The organism is Candidatus Thiosymbion oneisti (assembly GCF_004359955.1).
In the GTDB taxonomy this organism is placed as follows: Bacteria; Pseudomonadota; Gammaproteobacteria; order Chromatiales; family Chromatiaceae; genus Thiosymbion; species Thiosymbion oneisti.
In genome coordinates, this window is the sequence record NZ_SMSC01000001.1 from 192,744 (window position 1) to 210,115 (window position 17,372).

5 protein-coding genes are annotated in these 17,372 nt (G+C 63.0%); all 5 read right to left on the bottom strand.

Annotation, left to right across the window (positions count from 1 at the left end; genetic code table 11):
* Positions 1–30 precede the first annotated feature (30 nt).
* Positions 31–2,418: a hypothetical protein gene (locus tag E1958_RS00850; protein WP_133510182.1), complete on the bottom strand. Its 2,388-nt coding sequence runs from the start codon at positions 2,416–2,418 to the stop codon at positions 31–33.
* Positions 2,418–3,194 (bottom strand): hypothetical protein, encoded by a 777-nt coding sequence (locus E1958_RS00855; protein WP_133510183.1) that lies wholly within the window; start codon positions 3,192–3,194, stop codon positions 2,418–2,420. The genes E1958_RS00850 and E1958_RS00855 overlap by 1 nt, the downstream gene beginning before the upstream one ends.
* Positions 3,195–3,281: 87 nt before the next feature.
* Positions 3,282–7,472, bottom strand: a complete 4,191-nt coding sequence (locus E1958_RS00860) for an acetate and sugar kinases/Hsc70/actin family protein (RefSeq protein WP_133510184.1) — start codon at positions 7,470–7,472, stop codon at positions 3,282–3,284.
* A 1,702-nt stretch (positions 7,473–9,174) separates the two neighbouring features.
* Positions 9,175–13,041 (bottom strand): VWA domain-containing protein, encoded by a 3,867-nt coding sequence (locus tag E1958_RS00865; RefSeq protein ID WP_165741764.1) that lies wholly within the window; start codon positions 13,039–13,041, stop codon positions 9,175–9,177.
* Positions 13,042–13,311: 270 nt separating this feature from the next.
* The gene (locus E1958_RS00870; RefSeq protein ID WP_133510186.1) at positions 13,312–17,196 is read right to left on the bottom strand and encodes a vWA domain-containing protein; all 3,885 of its coding nucleotides are present in this window, start codon (positions 17,194–17,196) and stop codon (positions 13,312–13,314) included.
* Positions 17,197–17,372 lie beyond the last annotated feature (176 nt).

Sequence of the window (17,372 nt, forward strand, 5' to 3'; positions counted from 1 at the left end):
CCACAAATCCGTCGATTCTTGTTTATGAGGTCAGGATTTGGAGGAAAGCTGTTCGGGATTGTCGATAGTGTCGGCATCGGCTGAGCTCCACCTGCTGCCCGGCTCCTTTACCAGCAGTTGGCTCTTGGTCCCCACGACGGGCTTCTGTCCGGTGCCGGGGGATTCGATCAGGTCATAGCCCCAGGTCGCTATATCGCAGAAGGTCGCTTCCTTCGAGGACGAGGGCCGGATTTGGTCGCGGAATGCCTGATCCAACTCTAGTGCCTGGTCGATAGTCGAGCCCCTGGTCTCTTCTACCCAGTCCCTGCGTTCTTCGATCCATTGCCAGTCGACGGGGAGCCGGAGTACGTGGGGTGCGATGCCGTACCTCTCCAACAGTATTGTTGCCGTGGCCTGGGCCTGTCGTAGCCGGAGCATCAGTTCCTTGTCGGCTCCCTCGGGCCAGTAGGTCTTGATCAACAGGAGCGCCCGATACAGGAGTTGCAGTGTTTCATGCCATTGTCCCTGCAGGGCCTCCTTGGGCGTCTCGCTGGTGTAGAGGGTCTTGAAATTCTTCTTCTCTCGAAGTTTGTTCAGTAGCTTCGTCAGCCCTGCCGGCCTGAAATAGGGCAATCCCTGTATCCGAGAGGTTTCCAAATAATCACGGAGGGCGGTTAGGCTACGGACGTAGCCCATCAACTCCGAGCGATGCCCGGTATCCTGGGAGGCAACCTTGATGGCGTCCGGGAGGTGCTCGGAGAGCTGGGGGTCCTTCAGATCGGTGCCTGTATCGAGATACCCTGCCGCAACCAGATCCCTACTCAAATAGGTTTCATACTCCGCTTTGAGCTGGGTTAGCGCTTTCTCGTTGTCCCGGGTCCTATTCAGCTCGTCCTTGATCTCACCTAACTCCTTGTGTACCTGATCGATGGTTCTCCGATGTTCTTTTTCGCGATCAGCGGCGCAGCGCATTTCATCGCGTATCTGATCGATGGTTCTCCGATATTTTTCTTCACGATCGGCGGCGCGGCGCATTTCGTCGCGTGTCTGATCGATGGCTCTCCGATGCTCTTCTTCACGATTAGCGGCATTGCGATCCACTTCATCGATCAAATCCCCCAATTCGAGCACCCAATCGGACAATACGGGAATTGCCCGAACACCTGCATCGATCTTTGCGACCTGTATTTCCAATGCCTGTAAGTAGGCTTGATCAGGATCCAAGGCATCGGTCTGGGGGTGGTATTGCTTGGACAGGTTTCCAAGCAGCTCTCTGAAGGTGTCTCTCTTTGTGGGAACTAGCCTGCCATCCGTGTGGCCCCGATGCGAGACCACACCCATTGCCCTCTTACCGCCGATTGCTTCAATGCGATGGAAGATTTGTTGGAATCTGGATTCGTTGTTTGTCAAGTCGCGAACAATATCTTTGGATTGCCGGAGCAGTCCATTGAGTGGTGCCGGCGCCTTCAGGGTCGGCTGCAGCGCAGCTTCACGCACCTGGACCTGTTTCGCACGTGCAATCTCTCCTCTCACACCGCGGACCCGGTGTTCCATATTGTCCAATCTGTTCCGGACCTTCTCATTCTGACGGTTAGCAAGCCAATACTGAAAGGGATAGAATGCAATGATAATAAGTGCGAGTGCGATCAGGAGTCCCGTCAACCAGTAGAGGAGCGACAATTTCTTGTCCAGTAGAGGCTGAAGCTCCGTGTTTTGCTGCCTTGTTTGCTTCTGCTCTTCGGTTAGCTCGTGAATCTTGGTTTCTAACTGTCTCTGCCCTTTCATCACCTCGATATAAAGGTCACGGAGGGCGTTAAACGAACCTGAATGGCCCTCTTCTTTTCCGGCATGGGTGGTATCCGTCGGTTGCTCCTGTGGGTTGTTGATCACTTCCAGGAACCCTTCCCAGTCACGAAGCTCACAATCTCCAAACAACATCTTCACCAAATCGTCCTTTTTCTTGAAAGTGGTTCCCTGCTTATCGTCCCATTTCACTGATACATAGGTTAATCCCTGATCTTTGATAGCTTTCTCTGTGTCCTTGGGGTGGCCTCCCCACTTGTCGATACCGGGCAATGGATAATCCTTCTTAATACCGCTCTCTTTAATGAGGTTGCCGTACCCTTTAGTACCGGTTTTCGGGTAGATCGAGCATATTTGCTGCCCTCCGAGGTTGGCGTAAACGGCCATCCACCAACCCTTCCCTTTCGCGAAGACCAGGCCGTCCGGAAATCTTGCAGCCTCTTTCTTAACCTCCGACGACGCCTTTTTGTTTGCTGCAATCGCCTGCTTATCTATTTGATACACATGGACTGTATGCAGTTGTTCAGTGACCTTGACATTCCGCTGTTTCATATAGCGAATATCCGCCGCGTTTGCGCTGAGGCCGATCAGGGGCCAGATCACCAGTGCCAGAACGAGTGCGATATGACCGATCATCAGGCGGTTTCTCCTTCATCTCCCATGAGCTCCTCCGGCGTCATTTCATGGAGCCTGGCCGTACCGAGCGGCCAGGGCCGGCGTTCGTAGGCCAGGGTCGGGATGTTGGTGAGTTGATTGATGCGGGTGCTGTTGCCGTCACTATTGGTTACCTCCGCCTCCAGATAACCGGTCTCGTCATAGTCGAGCTGGATGGTCAGTTTCGTGTCCTCCGCATAATAGAGATCCGGCAGCAGGGAATAACAGAGGTGAAAGCCATTGTTGGTTCGAAGCCCGATCTGGACCTCGCCGGCGTTCTGCAGGTCGAAGGATTTGCGCTCGCCGGATCGGGCGTAGGGGGCGAATTTCCAGTCGCCGGCACGGGGCTCATAGCGGACGCCGAAATCGCCGATCGTCTGCGGGGTCTCGATCCCGATGTGGCGCCATCTGAACTCGCGCTCGATGACACCTAGGACGACGGCCTGCTTCAACTGATTGGCATCGCTACCGAAATCCACCCAGTTGGCGATGGTCCCCAGGGTCGTGCGCAGCCGCTCCCCAAAGCCCGGCCAGAGTGAGGTACATCCGGAGAGGATCAGGGTATCCAGGCCGGGTATTCGGCCGCCGAAGAAGCGTTCCACCTCGATCCGGGTGCCCCGATCGATGAAGGTGCGCACGCAATCGCCGTCCAGAATACGCTCCCGTCCGGGCTCCCAGAAGACCTGGCCGGTCTGGGTGGCCCGCAGCTCCGAGCAGCCCTTATAGAGGCCGGGCGTGTCCTCTCCCTGGGTTGCCACCAGCCTGGCGGCGGCTTGCTCGGTCGTCGAGAGCTCCAGGCTGGGATTGGCCTCGCCCTGGCTGAGCTGGATCTTGAGCCGATGGATCTACCGGCGCAGTTCGCCCATGCGCCGCATTTCGGCCTCGTCCATCGATTTGCCTTCGGTCGTAACGACAATCGGCATGAGATAGCGCTCCCTGTCGAGCTCGGCTGTGAGGTAGGTGTGCAGATCGCGGGCGATGCACTCGTCGAGCAGATCGCCGGCCTTGGTGACACCGCCACGGCGGCGCACTCGGATCTGCTTCGGGGTGTAGTCGCCTGCGTTCGTCGTCTGCCAATCCACTTCCAGATAGGTGAGGTCGAGGGTACCGGCGCCGATGTCGTAGACCAGGATGCGTTCGCGGTCCGGCACGACCGTTCCGGGGGCCCGCAGCCTGTGGGCGTGGATCAGATAATAGTAGGCCACGGCATCGGACTCGCTGACGAAGTGGATATTGTCCGGGTAGACCAGATTCTCGTCCCGCGCGATGCCGCTGAAGACCTGCTCCACCAGATTCTGCAACCGCCGGACGTGGTTCTGGGTGTAGCTGTTGGGGTGGGTCACATAGACGTGGGAATAACCCTGGTTGGATTGGTCCAGGATCGGCTCGATGAAATCGCGGACCAATCCCCGATAGGCACCGGCGATGACCTGGTCCAAGGGTGGGGAATTACGGTGCTCTAATTTTCCTTCTTGGTTGAGATAGGGGTATTGTCGCGCATCCAGCGGTAGCTCAGTAAATCCGGCCGAGATCAGGGCCTTCAACGACGAAAAACACTTGTCCGGGTATTCGTAGACAGCGGGTTCCAGCAGCGGCAGATCTAGGAAGTCCGGGGCGTCTGGTCGGGTGCGGGCGAGCTGCTCGGGGTCAATACAGACATTGAGCTCGGAGGCCAGGAAGTGGGAATCACGCCCAGACAGATCGTCCCGACGACGGAACTTGGTCTCGGCCTCGATCTCGGTCAGGCGCCGGGGCAGGGGTAGCAGCTCGATGCCGCTGGGGCCAGCGGCATGGGCGATGGCCAACGCCGAGGTACCGAAGTCGATGGCCAGGACGTCCCTGGGGGGCTGGTGACGGAGATAGCAGATGACCCGGGCGCTGTTCTCGATCCGCTCCGATGCGTTCGGGTGCCCGAGTTCCTTCTTGTACAGGGTCCAGATCACTGTCACCCCGATCTCCAGCACGGCGTCGCGTTGGGTGAAATCCGCCTGGCCCAGATCCAGCTCCACGCCCAGGTTGATCTCGCGCGCCGCGCTGTCTGGGCTGTCACGAAGGGTGCCACTGTCGGTGGGTTGGCTACGGCGATCCACCAGCCGCAGGGCCTCCGTGGGGAACTGTAGGCCACGACGGATCTCGACCTGGAGGCGTGCCTGCCAATCGGCATGGCCGTGACCGTTGCGACAGGCATTGGCGAGCCGGATGGTGAACAGCCTGGCCTGGTTGAGGGTGGTCTGGGCCTGGGGCATGATCGGCCTGGGGTGGCTCTCGGTGCCGATCGGGAAGGGCGTATCGAGCCGGCTTCTGGCGGCATTGAGTCTGACGGAATGGTGCCGCTCGTTCTCCAGTATCAGCATCGAGACCTCGGTGCGCTGGGTCGAACGCTCCACGATCAGGTTCCACTCGTCGAGGGTCTCCCAGGGTCCCGGCGCCTGGTCGTCCGTAGCCCCTTGGTCCTGGTTCTCACCGTCAGGCCTCGCGCTGTCGTTGACCTTGCGCTTCAGGATGCTGACCCGGTAGGTATCCTGATCGATGGGGTTCGCGAGCCGGGTGAAGTCCACGAGGACCCGGATCTCCTGGGGGTCTTGGTAACGGAGATAGAAATCCACCCGATCCAGCGGTTGGTCGTCGGCGATCAATCGCACGGCAGCGGCGAGCGGCCGGCTACTCAGGTCATGGACCAGGACCTTGAGCTCGCCCTTGACGGGTCGGCTGTAGCGGTGCTTGGCCGAGCTTTCCAGTCTGTAGGTGCAGAGCGGCTCTTGGTGTTGTCCCGCCTTGTACTCGATCCGGCACCGCCGGTGTCCGTCCGCGTCGAGCTCGATACCATCGCATGTCTCTTCCAGGCGACCGGTCTCGGGCAGGATCTTGACTCGACAATCGAGGGACAGGGTCTCCTTGCCCGCGCGGTGGGCATCCAGGTCGATCTCGGCCGGGAGCGCGAAGACCGCATCCGCGGCCCCGGCGATCTGGTCGAGATCTCGGATCTCAGTAGGATCGAAGAAGACAGGCAGCTCTCGACCCGAGGCTGGGCGCCGCTCCTCATGGCGGTACTGGTGCGGTCCACCGAGCCCGAACGGGGCGGCCTCGCGTGCGGACTCCGCGAGCATGAGCGCCTTGGTATCGGCATTGGCAACCGGGCTCGGGGGCAGCGCACGCAAGCCTGCGGCGATGCGCTTGAAGCCCGCGGTATAGGTGGGGTTGCGGCGCAGATTCCGGAGCTGAACCATGGCGACCAGGACCGTGCGCTCGTGGGTGCGGTCGTTGAAATCCAGTACCAGCTCATCTTGGACGAGCTGCCTGACCGATGCCTCCAGCTTGCGACGGGGCCAGGCGAACCAGAGCCCTGCCGGAACGGCCAAGAGCAGGAAATAGAAGAGTCGGGAGGCGGAATTGAGACTGGATTCCTGTTCTTCGATTCGGTCCTTCTTGGCGCGGGAAATCCGAGCCAGCATCCTGGGTGTCACCACCCCCGGTTCGGTCTGCCAGTCTGCGGCGAGGGTTGTGAGTTCCTCGGTCCAGGTCGGTGCCTGTCGTTTGAGGATCTCGGCGTCGATTTTGTGCTCCGGGAATTCTTGCATGCCGGTCGGGAGCAGGTGCTTGGGGTTGAGCCAAGACAGGGTCATGGACTCGGGATCCCGGGGGAGCTCGTAGAGGGTCTCCTCAATGGGTGCGACCTTCAGGGTGACGGCTGGGAGATCCACCCAAGGCAGGCGTCGCGCATAAGGGTAGAGCGGTGCCTGGTCTGGCCGCTCGGTGAAGTCCATCAGGTAACGGGCGCGATAGCTCAGGGTCTTGGGGATCGCATCCCGGCCGAAATCCAGCTTCGGACCACCGCCGTTGCAGTCCCAACCCTCCGAAGTGTCCGGCTCCGGCTGGGTGCAGGCCGACCAGTCGTTGTGGTCGCTCCGCCACTCCATGGCCTCCGGGATCAGTTTATAAAGACCCGCCGGGTCCTCGACGCCGTTGGCATGGATCAGGTTGGTGCCCCGTAGGCGAACGGCGGCAGCGTCCAGCTTATAGATAGTATCGAGCGCGACCCTGGTCTTCTCGGTGCGGGCCAGGCCAGCCAGGGCCGGGGCCTTGGGTACGACGGAGAGATAGGAGATGAGGAAACCCTTGCCCCAACCTTTGACTTTATCATAGGCCCCGTCGGTGCAGTCGAAGGGGCGATCGAACCGATTGGGTTGGTTATGGGTCGGGAAGGCACAATCGACACTGGTTGCGCCGATATCGAAGACGCTATTGATTCGTTTGTTCAATTTACGGTGGGCGGCGAAGCCATCATCGGTGCCGGATGCGGCAAGACCCTGCTTTTTACGAAATCTGGCGGCTGTATTTGCGATCACATTGTGCTCGTCTGCGCCGCTGGCCTCGGTGTTGTAGTCGCCGTCGGTAATCCTGATGATGTAGGTGTTGTCCACCGGCTCGGTAGCGGCGCCGTAGGGCCTGCCCGCGCGGCGGAAGGCATCGGCGAGGAACGGCAGACTGGCCCCGGTAGCGGCGATCAGTGGGGAATGGCCGCGAAAGACTTCCTTCAGCTCGATTGTGTCGCCGGCGACACCGGTGCGGGCCGACGCGTCGAAGCTGAGATAGGACGATTGCCTCGGCAGGCTCGGCACTTGCAACAATGATTCGTTGGTCAGGAACAACCGCTCCGGCCGATAGGAGGGGTTATACAGATCAGTATGGAAGATCAGGAAGGAGAGGATATCGCCGGCATCCGGATCGAAGCGGCGGACCCCTGGTCCCATCTCAGCGATCGGCATCTCCTTGATGGCCTTGTCGACGAATTTCCGGACGATACGCGCCATGACTCGGTTGTTGCCGGTTTTGCCCTGCCACAGGTTGTCGCGACCCGCGTGCTGCTTTTTGACCGACCCGCTGCCGTCGAACAGCAGGATGTAGTGATTGACCGCGAAAGCGGGCGGCACCACCACCGCTACTGCCGTGATCAGCAAAGGCCCCAGCCAGCGGACCAGGGTGCCTCGGGTCCGCGCGGTTGCGTTCCGAGGATCTTTGCTCGTATCTTCTCTCATTAGAGTTGTTCCCTTTGTAACATTCTTTAAAATCAGTATGTTACGAGGACCATTTGGCGTCTAACCCTTTGTTTTCTGGTCAACGACCACCGTATCGGCCTCATGTTCCAATATAACCGATTGATTTTTAAAGACTCACATCGGGAACAACTCTATTGTAATCCTACTTCGTCATATCTATTACAACCTGGAGCATGGGAACGGGTGGTGGTTTTCCTATAGGAAAACGCGGCTTTTGAAGCCGGGTACATTGTTGGTGGGTACAGCCTACCCTTCACTGCCGGTGATTGACACGCCCGCCATCCCAAAGATGCGGTTCGTTGCCTGTCCCATCCTTGGGGAGGGTGTCGCAAAAGCCCCGCTCCCGGTCTCTGGTTCCCACGCAGCGCCTGGGAACGAGAACACTCAGCCTGACTGATGACCAGTTGGACCGGCAACTGGGCATTCAGGTTTTACCCGATAGCCGGAAGGGCCAACGAAATATCGGTAGTCCCGGGAGCCGACAACATGTCGGCGATCCCAGGGGCCAACAAGATGTCGGTGGTCCCAGGGGCCGACAGGATGTCGGCGGTCCCGGGCCGGCTGGGACCGCCGTCTTTCAGACGGCTTACGGACCCCATCACCAGCTGGCGGCAACGGTCAGAGCAGACGCCTTCCGGGCCACACCGGATAACGCCGGACAGCCGGCAGGTTTGGCTCCCGTGTCTATACCCGTCACCCGTGAATATTTCGCCGCGATGCACGCCACTCGCATCCGCTAGCCACGTTGCGACTCGTCGCAATAGGGCCTGGCTATTCCTCCTCGCCGTGCCTTGCGCTCGGGCACGATCGGCACACCTCGCTTACCGAAATATTCACGCGCGACGGGTATCCGAATGCTGGACACCGGCCTGATGCTCTCCGCGGCGCGGAGCTGCCACCTTCCCACGCAGCGAGACTGTGAAAGTATTACTGGATTTTCGGAGCCATAGGGACAGCACAACATAATTATCCTACTTTAGGCCGAAAATACTTCTCTTAAATCCTATATGAGACAGAATTTAGTATGAAATATGGTGGCTTCATCCCACCACTTCCGGGGAAAACGAATTCTTTCACAGTCTCAGCGCGTGGGAACGAGAATGACCGCGTCGGGCGTCACCTTTTACGACACCCTCCGGCAGGAGGGGGTCAGGGAAAGGGGGTCAAAGGCTGAAGTATCCCCACAAATCAGCCTCTGGCTCCCACGCTCCAGCGTGGGAGCAAATCCAGACGCTCCAGAGTCATGAAACCTTGGCCGCTGGAGCGGCCACAACGGCATTCCCACGCTGGAGCCTGGAAACGAGCCATGAGGGCATCGTGGCCGCTCATTCGCTCCATAACTCGTTGTTTTAGATTGCAATAATGTGGGGATACCTCAGGGTCAAAGGGCGAAGATCAGTGCCTTTTGCGACACCCTCCTGGGGCGGTAGGCAGGCGCTTACCACACCTGATGCGGTTCGCCGCCGGCCAGGTGTCCATCGATGCGGTTCGCGCCACCCGGCAGTGTCATCCTGAGAGATCTCCCACGCTCACCGCATCCTACGTCTATCTTACGGGCTTTGCTCAACCTCCAGTTTCCCCTGCCGGTGCCGGCTCGTGGGCACCAGGTCCGGATTATAACCGAGGGGGTTGTAAAGCGCGGGCAAGCCCGCGCCTACCGGATAGATCGGGCGGTCCCGACTCACTGCCAGCGTAGCCACCCCCAGAGCACGGCGATGAGCTGTTCGTACCAGGGGTCGTCGCTGATGGCACGGGCCAGCTCGTGGCCGGCGATCCGGTCCGCCAGGGCGGTGGGGGCCAAAGTGGCGGGAGCAGACTCGGTGAGTGGCGGGAAGCGGCGCAGTGCCGGTTCGTCCGCGCCGATCCAGCCATTGACGACCCGTTGGAAGCGGACCAAGGGGTCGGCGGCGTCCTGGGCGAGGTCCCGCTGATCCAAGCCGTCGATGCCCTGCACGCACCAGATGTGGCGCAGGCCAACGTCCCGGGCCCGGATCCGGCCCCCGGCGAGCCCTTCCAGGGCGAAGCCGAGCAGGGCCTCCGGGTCTCGGCACAGGCCGATCAGGGTTGGGGCGAGTGGGGCCGGCTCGTGGTTCTCGGTCCGGCAATAGGCATCATAGCCACGGTAGGCATGATGCTCCTCGGTAAAGACGAAGGGCGGTACGGTCGGGGTTTCAGGTCTGGGCCACAGGTGATCGCCGGCCAGGTGCTCCTCACAGGCGACGATGCGGGCCTCGCGGCGGTCGCAGGGCGTGAGCTTTATCTGTTCCACATGGGCGGCGGCCTGGAAGGCGCCCTCGCCCTGGATCAGATAGCGGCCACGGGCGCCGGGGTTCAGCTGATCGGAGCGGGGGCGTCCGACGCGCAGCTCGGGGAGGGTCGCGGGGTCATGGTCCGCGAGCCCCCAGGTAGCGAAGGCCGGGCTGAGGTCGGCGCCGATCCGGAGCAACACGTCGGCGAGCTCACTGATGGCTACGCCACCAGGGTCCAGGTCTTCCGGGGACCAGCGGCGTGCCGCGGCGCCCTGTAAGTGCAGATATAGATGCATTTGGGTACCGGCCCGCTCGATGCTCCAGCCGATGCGTTCCGAGAGCCGCTCGCTCAGGTCGGGCAGGAGGCGTTCTGGCAGGGCAGCGATCTGCTCCCAGCTCAGCGGGAGGCGCGGGGAGCGGGGGGTGGCGGAGCCGCAGCCGGCGTCGCGCAGGGCCTCGATCTCGCGGTGCAACAAACCGTGGCGCTCGTCCAGCAGTCGCATCACTCCGCTGCCTTCGCTGCCTTCTCTACCTTCACCCAGGCGGTGGTCCCAATCGGTAAGGCGGCGGACCATGGTCTCGGTCTCGGTAAGGGCCTGGGTAGCGAGCTCGACGACGGTTTCGACCTCCCGTCGCACCACCGGGGCCGGCGAGGAGGCCATCAGCTGGGTAGCGATCGCGCTTCCCGCGTGCAGACGCCGACGCAGCTCGCGCAGGGCATGGATACAGAGGGCCAGCGCATGGGGCCTGCAGATGCCCTCCGCACCCTGATTGAGGGTATCCACCAGCCAGCTGTCGAGGGCGGCGCGTACCAAGCGGCGTTGTTCATCGAGGAGCTCGTTGCGGGCCAGAGGCGAGATACCGCCGCTGATCTCGGGACCGGCACCGTGATTGAGGCTCTGTTGCAGGCGAGTCGGGTCTTCCAGGGTATTCAGGGCGTTGAAGACCCAGGGATAATCGGCGTCCTGGGGGCGTGCCTCAAGCCAGGCCTGCACTAGGGCCGAGACGCCCTTGGGTGTGTGGGCATCGGCGCTGTACTCCAAAGGTCCCCCTCCACCCTGCCCACCCAGGCCCCACAGCCGATCGGCCAGGGTGCGGCGCAGGGTATCGACGACCAGATAGGTATGCAGACTGAGGGGATAGAGATAGTGCGAGCCCGGCTCGATGCGATGGACCAGGCAGCGGCCGAGACGGCGGGTGTAGTCATTGTTGATGGCGTCCTGAGCAACGAAGTGGGCCCGTAGACCCTGCTGCTCGCCGTCGGCCAGCCAGGCGAAGACGGCCTCGGCGGTCTTGGGGTACAGCACCTGCTCGGCCCGCCAGATACCGAGGTCCGCCGGGCCGATCCAGAACACGCGGTCGAACCAGCGCCGCAGGGGTGTCAGTCCGGGTGCCGGCGCCAGGGGCTCGCCGCGCAGGGTGGAGAAACGGTCCAGCTCCCCGAGCAGGGCCAGGTGGTTGGCCTGACGCATGGCACGCTCTTCGGGACGCGCAGCGATAGCCTGCTCGGCATGGGGGGCGGATAGGAACAGGGTCGTGGAGCTGTCGCCGTACCCACGCTGGTCCAGCAGATAGCGCACCAGCCAGCACAGATCCAGGAGGCCCCCGCTCCCGGTGCCGCCGCCGCTGCCGGCGGTGATCAGGATGTCGATACCCCGGTCGTCGGCGCACGCAATCAGGGCGTCGAGCAGGGGGCCGATACGGGCCTCGAGGGCGGTGCGGTTTGCCAACAAGGCCAAGCGACCCAGACTGCGCTCATGTCCGGTGCCGCGATGCAGATCGGGTCGCGCCCCGCCGGCCCTCAGACGTGGGGCCTCGAGCCAGGGGTAGTCAGGCTCGGGGGCATCGGCCGCAGCGGAGATGATGGGCTCCAGCGGGCAATCCAGGGTCATGCGCTCGTCGGCCTCCAGCCTCACTAGGCCCACATGGGGTGAGGGGAAGAAAAGCTCGTCGGCGGTATCCAGGGCCAGAAAGCGCAGTCGGCCGAGGTCGAGGCGCTCACCGCGCTCCCAGGCCAGGCGTTTGCTGTGCACCAAGGTCTGGATGCCGGCATAGCCTAGGCCGATGATGAGGGTAGGCCGGACAGATAGGGTTGGCTCCGGCGACCGGGTCGGTTCCAGCAGGGGCGGCAGGTCGAGCGCCTGGGGGCGTGGTGCCACCGGCTCGGGACGCAGGGTCACTCCCTGCTCACAGCGGAATAGGCGGCCGAATAACAAAAAGAACAGGGGGTTCAGGATCGGCCACAGCAACTGCCAGCCGGAGACGCGCGGCAGGATCAGGACCCGCGGCCCGGCATTCGATGGGGTGTTGCGCAGGTCGTCGGTTGCGATCTTGGCGTGCAATAGCGCCGGTTGCGGGGCTACGGGCTGCCAGCCCGGACACAGGGCCTCGACGCTGTACTGCAGCGCTACCGGGTGCTCTTGGAGCGTGGCGAGCAGCCAGGAGAACTCACCATCCTTCAGGCTGAAGGCCGCCGGCCGCAGCTCGCCCCAGCCGCGCAACCCGAAACGCCCGGTGGCGGAGAAGTGCTCGGAGACCTTGACCTCGGTGGCCTCCCGGCCGGTAATCATGTGCCCGATCTCGGAGTAGAGAGCGGCCAGTTCGTCGATTCGATCGGCATGGAAGCAGTGGTCCGGGGTACTGGCGAGGCGGCGCAGGAGGGGCATATCGGCGGCCCCGATGCCGACCGTGATGAGCCGCAGATCCGGATCGCGCTTGAGCTGGTCGGCCGCGGCGATGGCCGGATCGGCCGCGCTGCCGCCGTCGCTCAACAGCACAACTGCGCGCCGCCGGCCGCGGTCGCCGGCCGCGGCGCGTTCCATGGATTTACCCGCAACCTCCAGGCCACGGGCGATATCGGTTGCGCCGCCGCGGCCGATACCTTTGACGGCGCGGATCAGGCCTGGTTTGCGGTCCGTCAGCGGGCAGACTTCTTGGGCCTCGTGGTCGAACTCCACGACCGCAAAGCGGAAGCCGCCGGGCGTGGTGCGCACCAGATTGATGGCGGCCTGGTGGGCCTCCTGGAGGGCACTGCCGATACCCGAGCCCATGCTGGCAGAGTGGTCGATGATCAGCACCAGGTCCCAGGGGGGAGCGCTGTCGTCGATTTGGGGCCACGGCAACCCCGTGGCCGAACATCTCAGGGTAACCTCGAGGGTATCGCCGACCAGGCACAGCCTGCGGTCGATGCTGCGCGTGAGCGGTCGCTTGTCCGGCTTCGGGTTAGGCCCGACCAGCAGGTAAAGTGCGACCCCGATGAGGATCCACAGGAAAACCAAACTCAGAATAAACAACAGCATCTTCATGCCCCAAGGCTAGTACACGGCGGTGCAAAACATAAAGCGATTCAGACTTGTGGGGATACTCCTGTTTTATCCGCAAATGAACGCAAATAAACGCAAAGAGGATCCGCTCTTGTTCCCCCTCTCCCCAAACCCTCTCCCGGAGGGAGAGGGAGTGCGGCTTGTAGCGTGCCCAACACACTTGCTAGTGGCGATGTTTCCATTTAAACCCTAACCACTACCGCGCGATCACTTTCTATTGAGTACCACCGAGTAGCGGATCCCGGTCTATTGCTCCGCCAGCCAGGCCAGATAGTCGGCGAAATCGTCATGCCCATCGTAGGGGTCGGGCGCGGTGGATCGTGCCGGGTCGACCGGAATGTCCAGACCATGACTGACGTAATAGGTCGCCGCATCGGCCAGGGTTTGGGTCTCGATCCGGGTCAGCTGCGTCAGGTGTCCGGGGTCGCGGACATACCAGAACCCGTCCATCGGGTGGCGGAAGACCTGGCCGTTGCGATAGAGCTTGGCGAACCCGCGCAGTCGGTCCGGGTCTGCGAGGGCGATGCCGGTCGCGGCGGGTAGATCGATGGTTGTGCGGCCCAGGGCCTGGGCCAGCTTTCGGGCCGCGTGCTGCAGGTAACGCTCGGGGTGATGCAAGGTGGGGCCCGGTGGCCCCTGCTGGTCGGACCGGAGCAGGGGCAAGGTTTGCAGCACACTGATGCGATTGCGGTCCCGGACCGAAATCACGCGGACCTGCTCGGCGGCATTGACGGTGAGCTCGGTCAGGGTCTTGGTCAGCTGAGTGCGGAAACCGTGCAGATCGGGATCATTGATGCCATGGAGCTCGGGCACCGTCGCCAACAGGCCGCTTTGCTCGCCGCGCAACGGGCCCTTGAGCCGCTCGACGAAGGGGACCAGGGCGCGCTCGTGGTCTTCTTGGGTAGCGGCACGCAGCAGGGACAGGATATGGAAGTCGTGCGAGCGGTCGATGACCGGGGTCGCCTCGTCGTGCAGGTCGGCCTCGAAGCGCCGCAGCTCCGATGCGCTCGGGGCATAACGTCTGGTCCGGGCACCCCGCAGCACCAGGTCGATGCCCATGGGCTGACCATTAGAGCCGGGGACGGTAAGCTCCCAACCGCAACGTGCGGCGAGGGCCTCTACCTGATTGGTGTCGGTGGGGTCGGTGTCGGTGGCGAGCCAGCGTTGAATGAAGGTCTGGAGCAACCGGTCGAGCTTGGAGTCCAACTGGTCACGTTCGGCCAGATCGGCGGCGGATACCGACCCAACCAGGGTGCGTGAGCTGCCGCGAGCCCAGGCTACCAGGGCATCGACCACTTGCTCTGAAGCGGCGGAGCACTCCGCCAGCAGTCCGGTTTGCCCCGAGATGACCGGGTCCAGGCCGAGCTCCACCAGGGCCTGGCTGCCGAAGAAGTGCTCGATCCAGGTTAGCGCCTGCCGGCGTATGGCGGTGCAGCCGGCGGCCAGCTCCGACACAAGTGGGCTGTCACCGAGCGTTCCGGCACAGGCCGTGAGCCGATTGGCCAGGGTACCCGCGGCGTCGGCCAGGCCCAACAGGCCGATCTCGCGGTCGCGCAGACCGCGATTGGCGTTGGCGATCAACGCCAGACGCACGGCATTGACCGCTTCGCGCAGGTCATCTTGGTTGGGGGCCAAGGCCCGTAGGGCCTCGCAGTTGCCGCCGGCGGCTTTGCCCAGGGCTGCGGCGACGCCGAGACCAGCGGCCTTGACGTCGCTGGAGCATAGGCCCTTGGCGTCGACCGGCTGCTTGCCGAGCACCGGCGTTCCGCCCTCCGTCCGCAATTCCGGGAACAGCACTTGATGATGGCCGATCAGGTTGGTCAAGCGGTTGAGCAGCAACTCGCGGAAGAAGCTGCGTGGAAAGACCGCATTGTGAATGGCGATCTGGGTATAGCGTTCGCGACCTTCGGCAGCACGTCGCTGGGATTCGGTCCCCTGGAGCGCCTGCAACCGCTGGGTCAGCTCGATGCGCCGGCGCCGGTCGATCAAGAGCATCAAGGCATCGGCGGCGGCGGGATAGCTGTCCTCGGCCTGGGGATCCCGCCGCGGCAGTACGAAGACGGTATCCTGGGGGCGTCTTGGTACCTGGCCGTCCAGGATCGCGGCCAGTGGGTCCACATCCCGCCCGGAGGCCCCGCCTTTCGGTTTGGCTAGACGATGACGGAAGGGCCGGCTACCGGCGGCGGCGAGTCGGTCCAGCTCGGCGAACAGGACCGGCGCCTCCATGGGTACCAGATCGCCGCGCTTGGGTCGTTCGTCCCCAAGCAGCAGCACATTGATCTCCACCGCTGTGCCCGCGGCCTCGTCTGTGGCGACCAACCGCCGCATCAGGATCAGCAAGTCGGTCAGCCAGCCGGCGCCGACTCCACCTTGAATATTGGCGATGAGCACGATTTGGCGGGTCCGTTGCTCAGGTGCGATCCGACGCCAGTCCTCCAGGGCCTGTTGCAACCGGGTGAGCAAGGCGCTTGCGGCGCCCTCGGCCAAGTCGTTCAGCAGGGCCAGACGTGCCAAGGGCGGCTGGCCTTGGGTGCCCTTGGACAGGCGCAGGGCATCGGCCCCCATGCCCTGGTATGGGGTCAGGTCGAGGGCCGCGACGGGATCGTCTCTCGTCTCCCGGGGTTGGTGGACGGCCTCATGGAGGGCAGCCTCATGGAGGGCAGCGGCGCTCGGCGGCAGCAGGAACACCTGATCCGCTGCCAAGGGCTCCAGGCAGCCGGGGAAGGGTTCGCCGCGGCCCTCGGTCAGCTCGTCCCGGGCCAGGTCGAGGCCGAGCAACAGGGGCCGGGTCTCCGCCCGGTCGAAGCTGTCGGCAAGGTTCTGCCGGGCATGGGTCAAGACGGCCCGCCCGGAGCGTCCGAGTCCGATCACAAGGCTGGGCGTCCAGTCGATGCGCTGGTCGTCTACCGGAAAGCGCACCGGCAGCGGGGGCGGCGGGCGATGCTCGGTGTGGCGTGGTTCCGGTTCGAGCGCGGGGATCTCGGCCCGTGGACGCAGCGGCCAGGCGAGCAATGCGGCCAGCAGGTAGATCAGCGCCGGCAGCATCAACATGAACAAGAACAGCCAGGTGACCACCAGGACCTGAGGGCCCGAATCCCTGTGGGGGCGGACGCTGAAAACCTCCGTGCCTGCCGTGTAGCGGAGCTCGGGGGGGGCATAGAGGATATCCAGGATACCGCTGAGCTTGGGCTCCAGGGGAAGGCGCCACTGATAGGGACGCGCAAACAGGGCGGGCATGTGGAACCGCTCCGGGTCCTGGGTGGAGGGGGCGAGCAGGGTCCGGGCCGCATTGAGATCCGGGGCTACCTGTGGCGTGCCCCAGTCCCAGAACGGCTCGGTCAAGGGTAGGCGCAGGTTGACGTTGCGGCCCCGGGCATTGCCGATGCGCACCGCGACCTCTTGGAACAGGAGATCGATGACGCCGGTGTCGGTGGCCGAGATGATATAGCGGGAGGGGTCATCGGTCAGGCTGTAGAAGCTGGCGGGGTCATTGGCCCCGGTGCCGATGCCGACCAGATACAGCTCATGACCGGACGGCTTCCAGCGGTTCTGGAAGAACTGGGCCAGCGATGCATTATCTTCCCCGGCCCCGCTATCGGTGAGCATGATGGTCGTTCCGTGGGTTGTTCCGGTCGCATCCAGCATCGCCAGGGCCTCGGAAAGCCCCGCCAAGAATACCGTCCCGCCCCCGGCCCCCGGCCATGGGGCCCGGAGTCTAGCCGCAAGCTCGTTCATATCGGCCGTGAATGGGCTGACGAGGCTGGCAGTGCTGGCGAACTCTATAACCCCGATGCGCAGCCGATTGCCGCTCACGGCGAGGTTGCGCTGCAGCTCGAAGACGGCGCGCTTGGTGTCCTCGAGATAGCCCGCCATCGAGCCCGAGGTGTCGAGCAGAAACAGGAGCGTCTGGGGCGGTGGCTTGCCGGGCTGGACTTTGCCCTCCGCGCCACTGTAGTCGATCCAGAGCTCGGTCTGATCCCAGGGCCAAAGGATGTCCTGGGAGACGGTCGCCCGCAGGGGATCCTCGGCGCCGGGCTGGGGCTGGGTCAGCTTGACCCAGCCGGCCATCAGCGCCAGCACCAACAGGCCCAGCAGGATCAATAACAGCGTTCGCAAGAGGGTCTTCAGCATCGCGTACACCTGCGTACAACATCTGGATACGACTTCAACCCGAGCATGGCAAGGTCCTTAGAGACTGTCTAAAAAGGGACCCTAGGCCGTAGGCTGGGTTGCGGCCAGGGACGGCCAAAACCCAGCAATAACCAAAGCTGGGGTTCGTTCCTCACCCCAGCCTACCGATTTAAAAT

What these genes read in the sequence shown, in the direction of transcription:
- E1958_RS00865 (WP_165741764.1), bottom strand. Translation starts at nt 13,041, where the DNA reads ATGCTGTTGTTTATTCTGAGTTTGGTTTTCCTGTGGATCCTCATCGGG.
- E1958_RS00870 (WP_133510186.1), bottom strand. Translation starts at nt 17,196, where the DNA reads ATGCTGAAGACCCTCTTGCGAACGCTGTTATTGATCCTGCTGGGCCTG.
- E1958_RS00850 (WP_133510182.1), bottom strand. Translation starts at nt 2,418, where the DNA reads ATGATCGGTCATATCGCACTCGTTCTGGCACTGGTGATCTGGCCCCTG.
- E1958_RS00860 (WP_133510184.1), bottom strand. Translation starts at nt 7,472, where the DNA reads ATGAGAGAAGATACGAGCAAAGATCCTCGGAACGCAACCGCGCGGACC.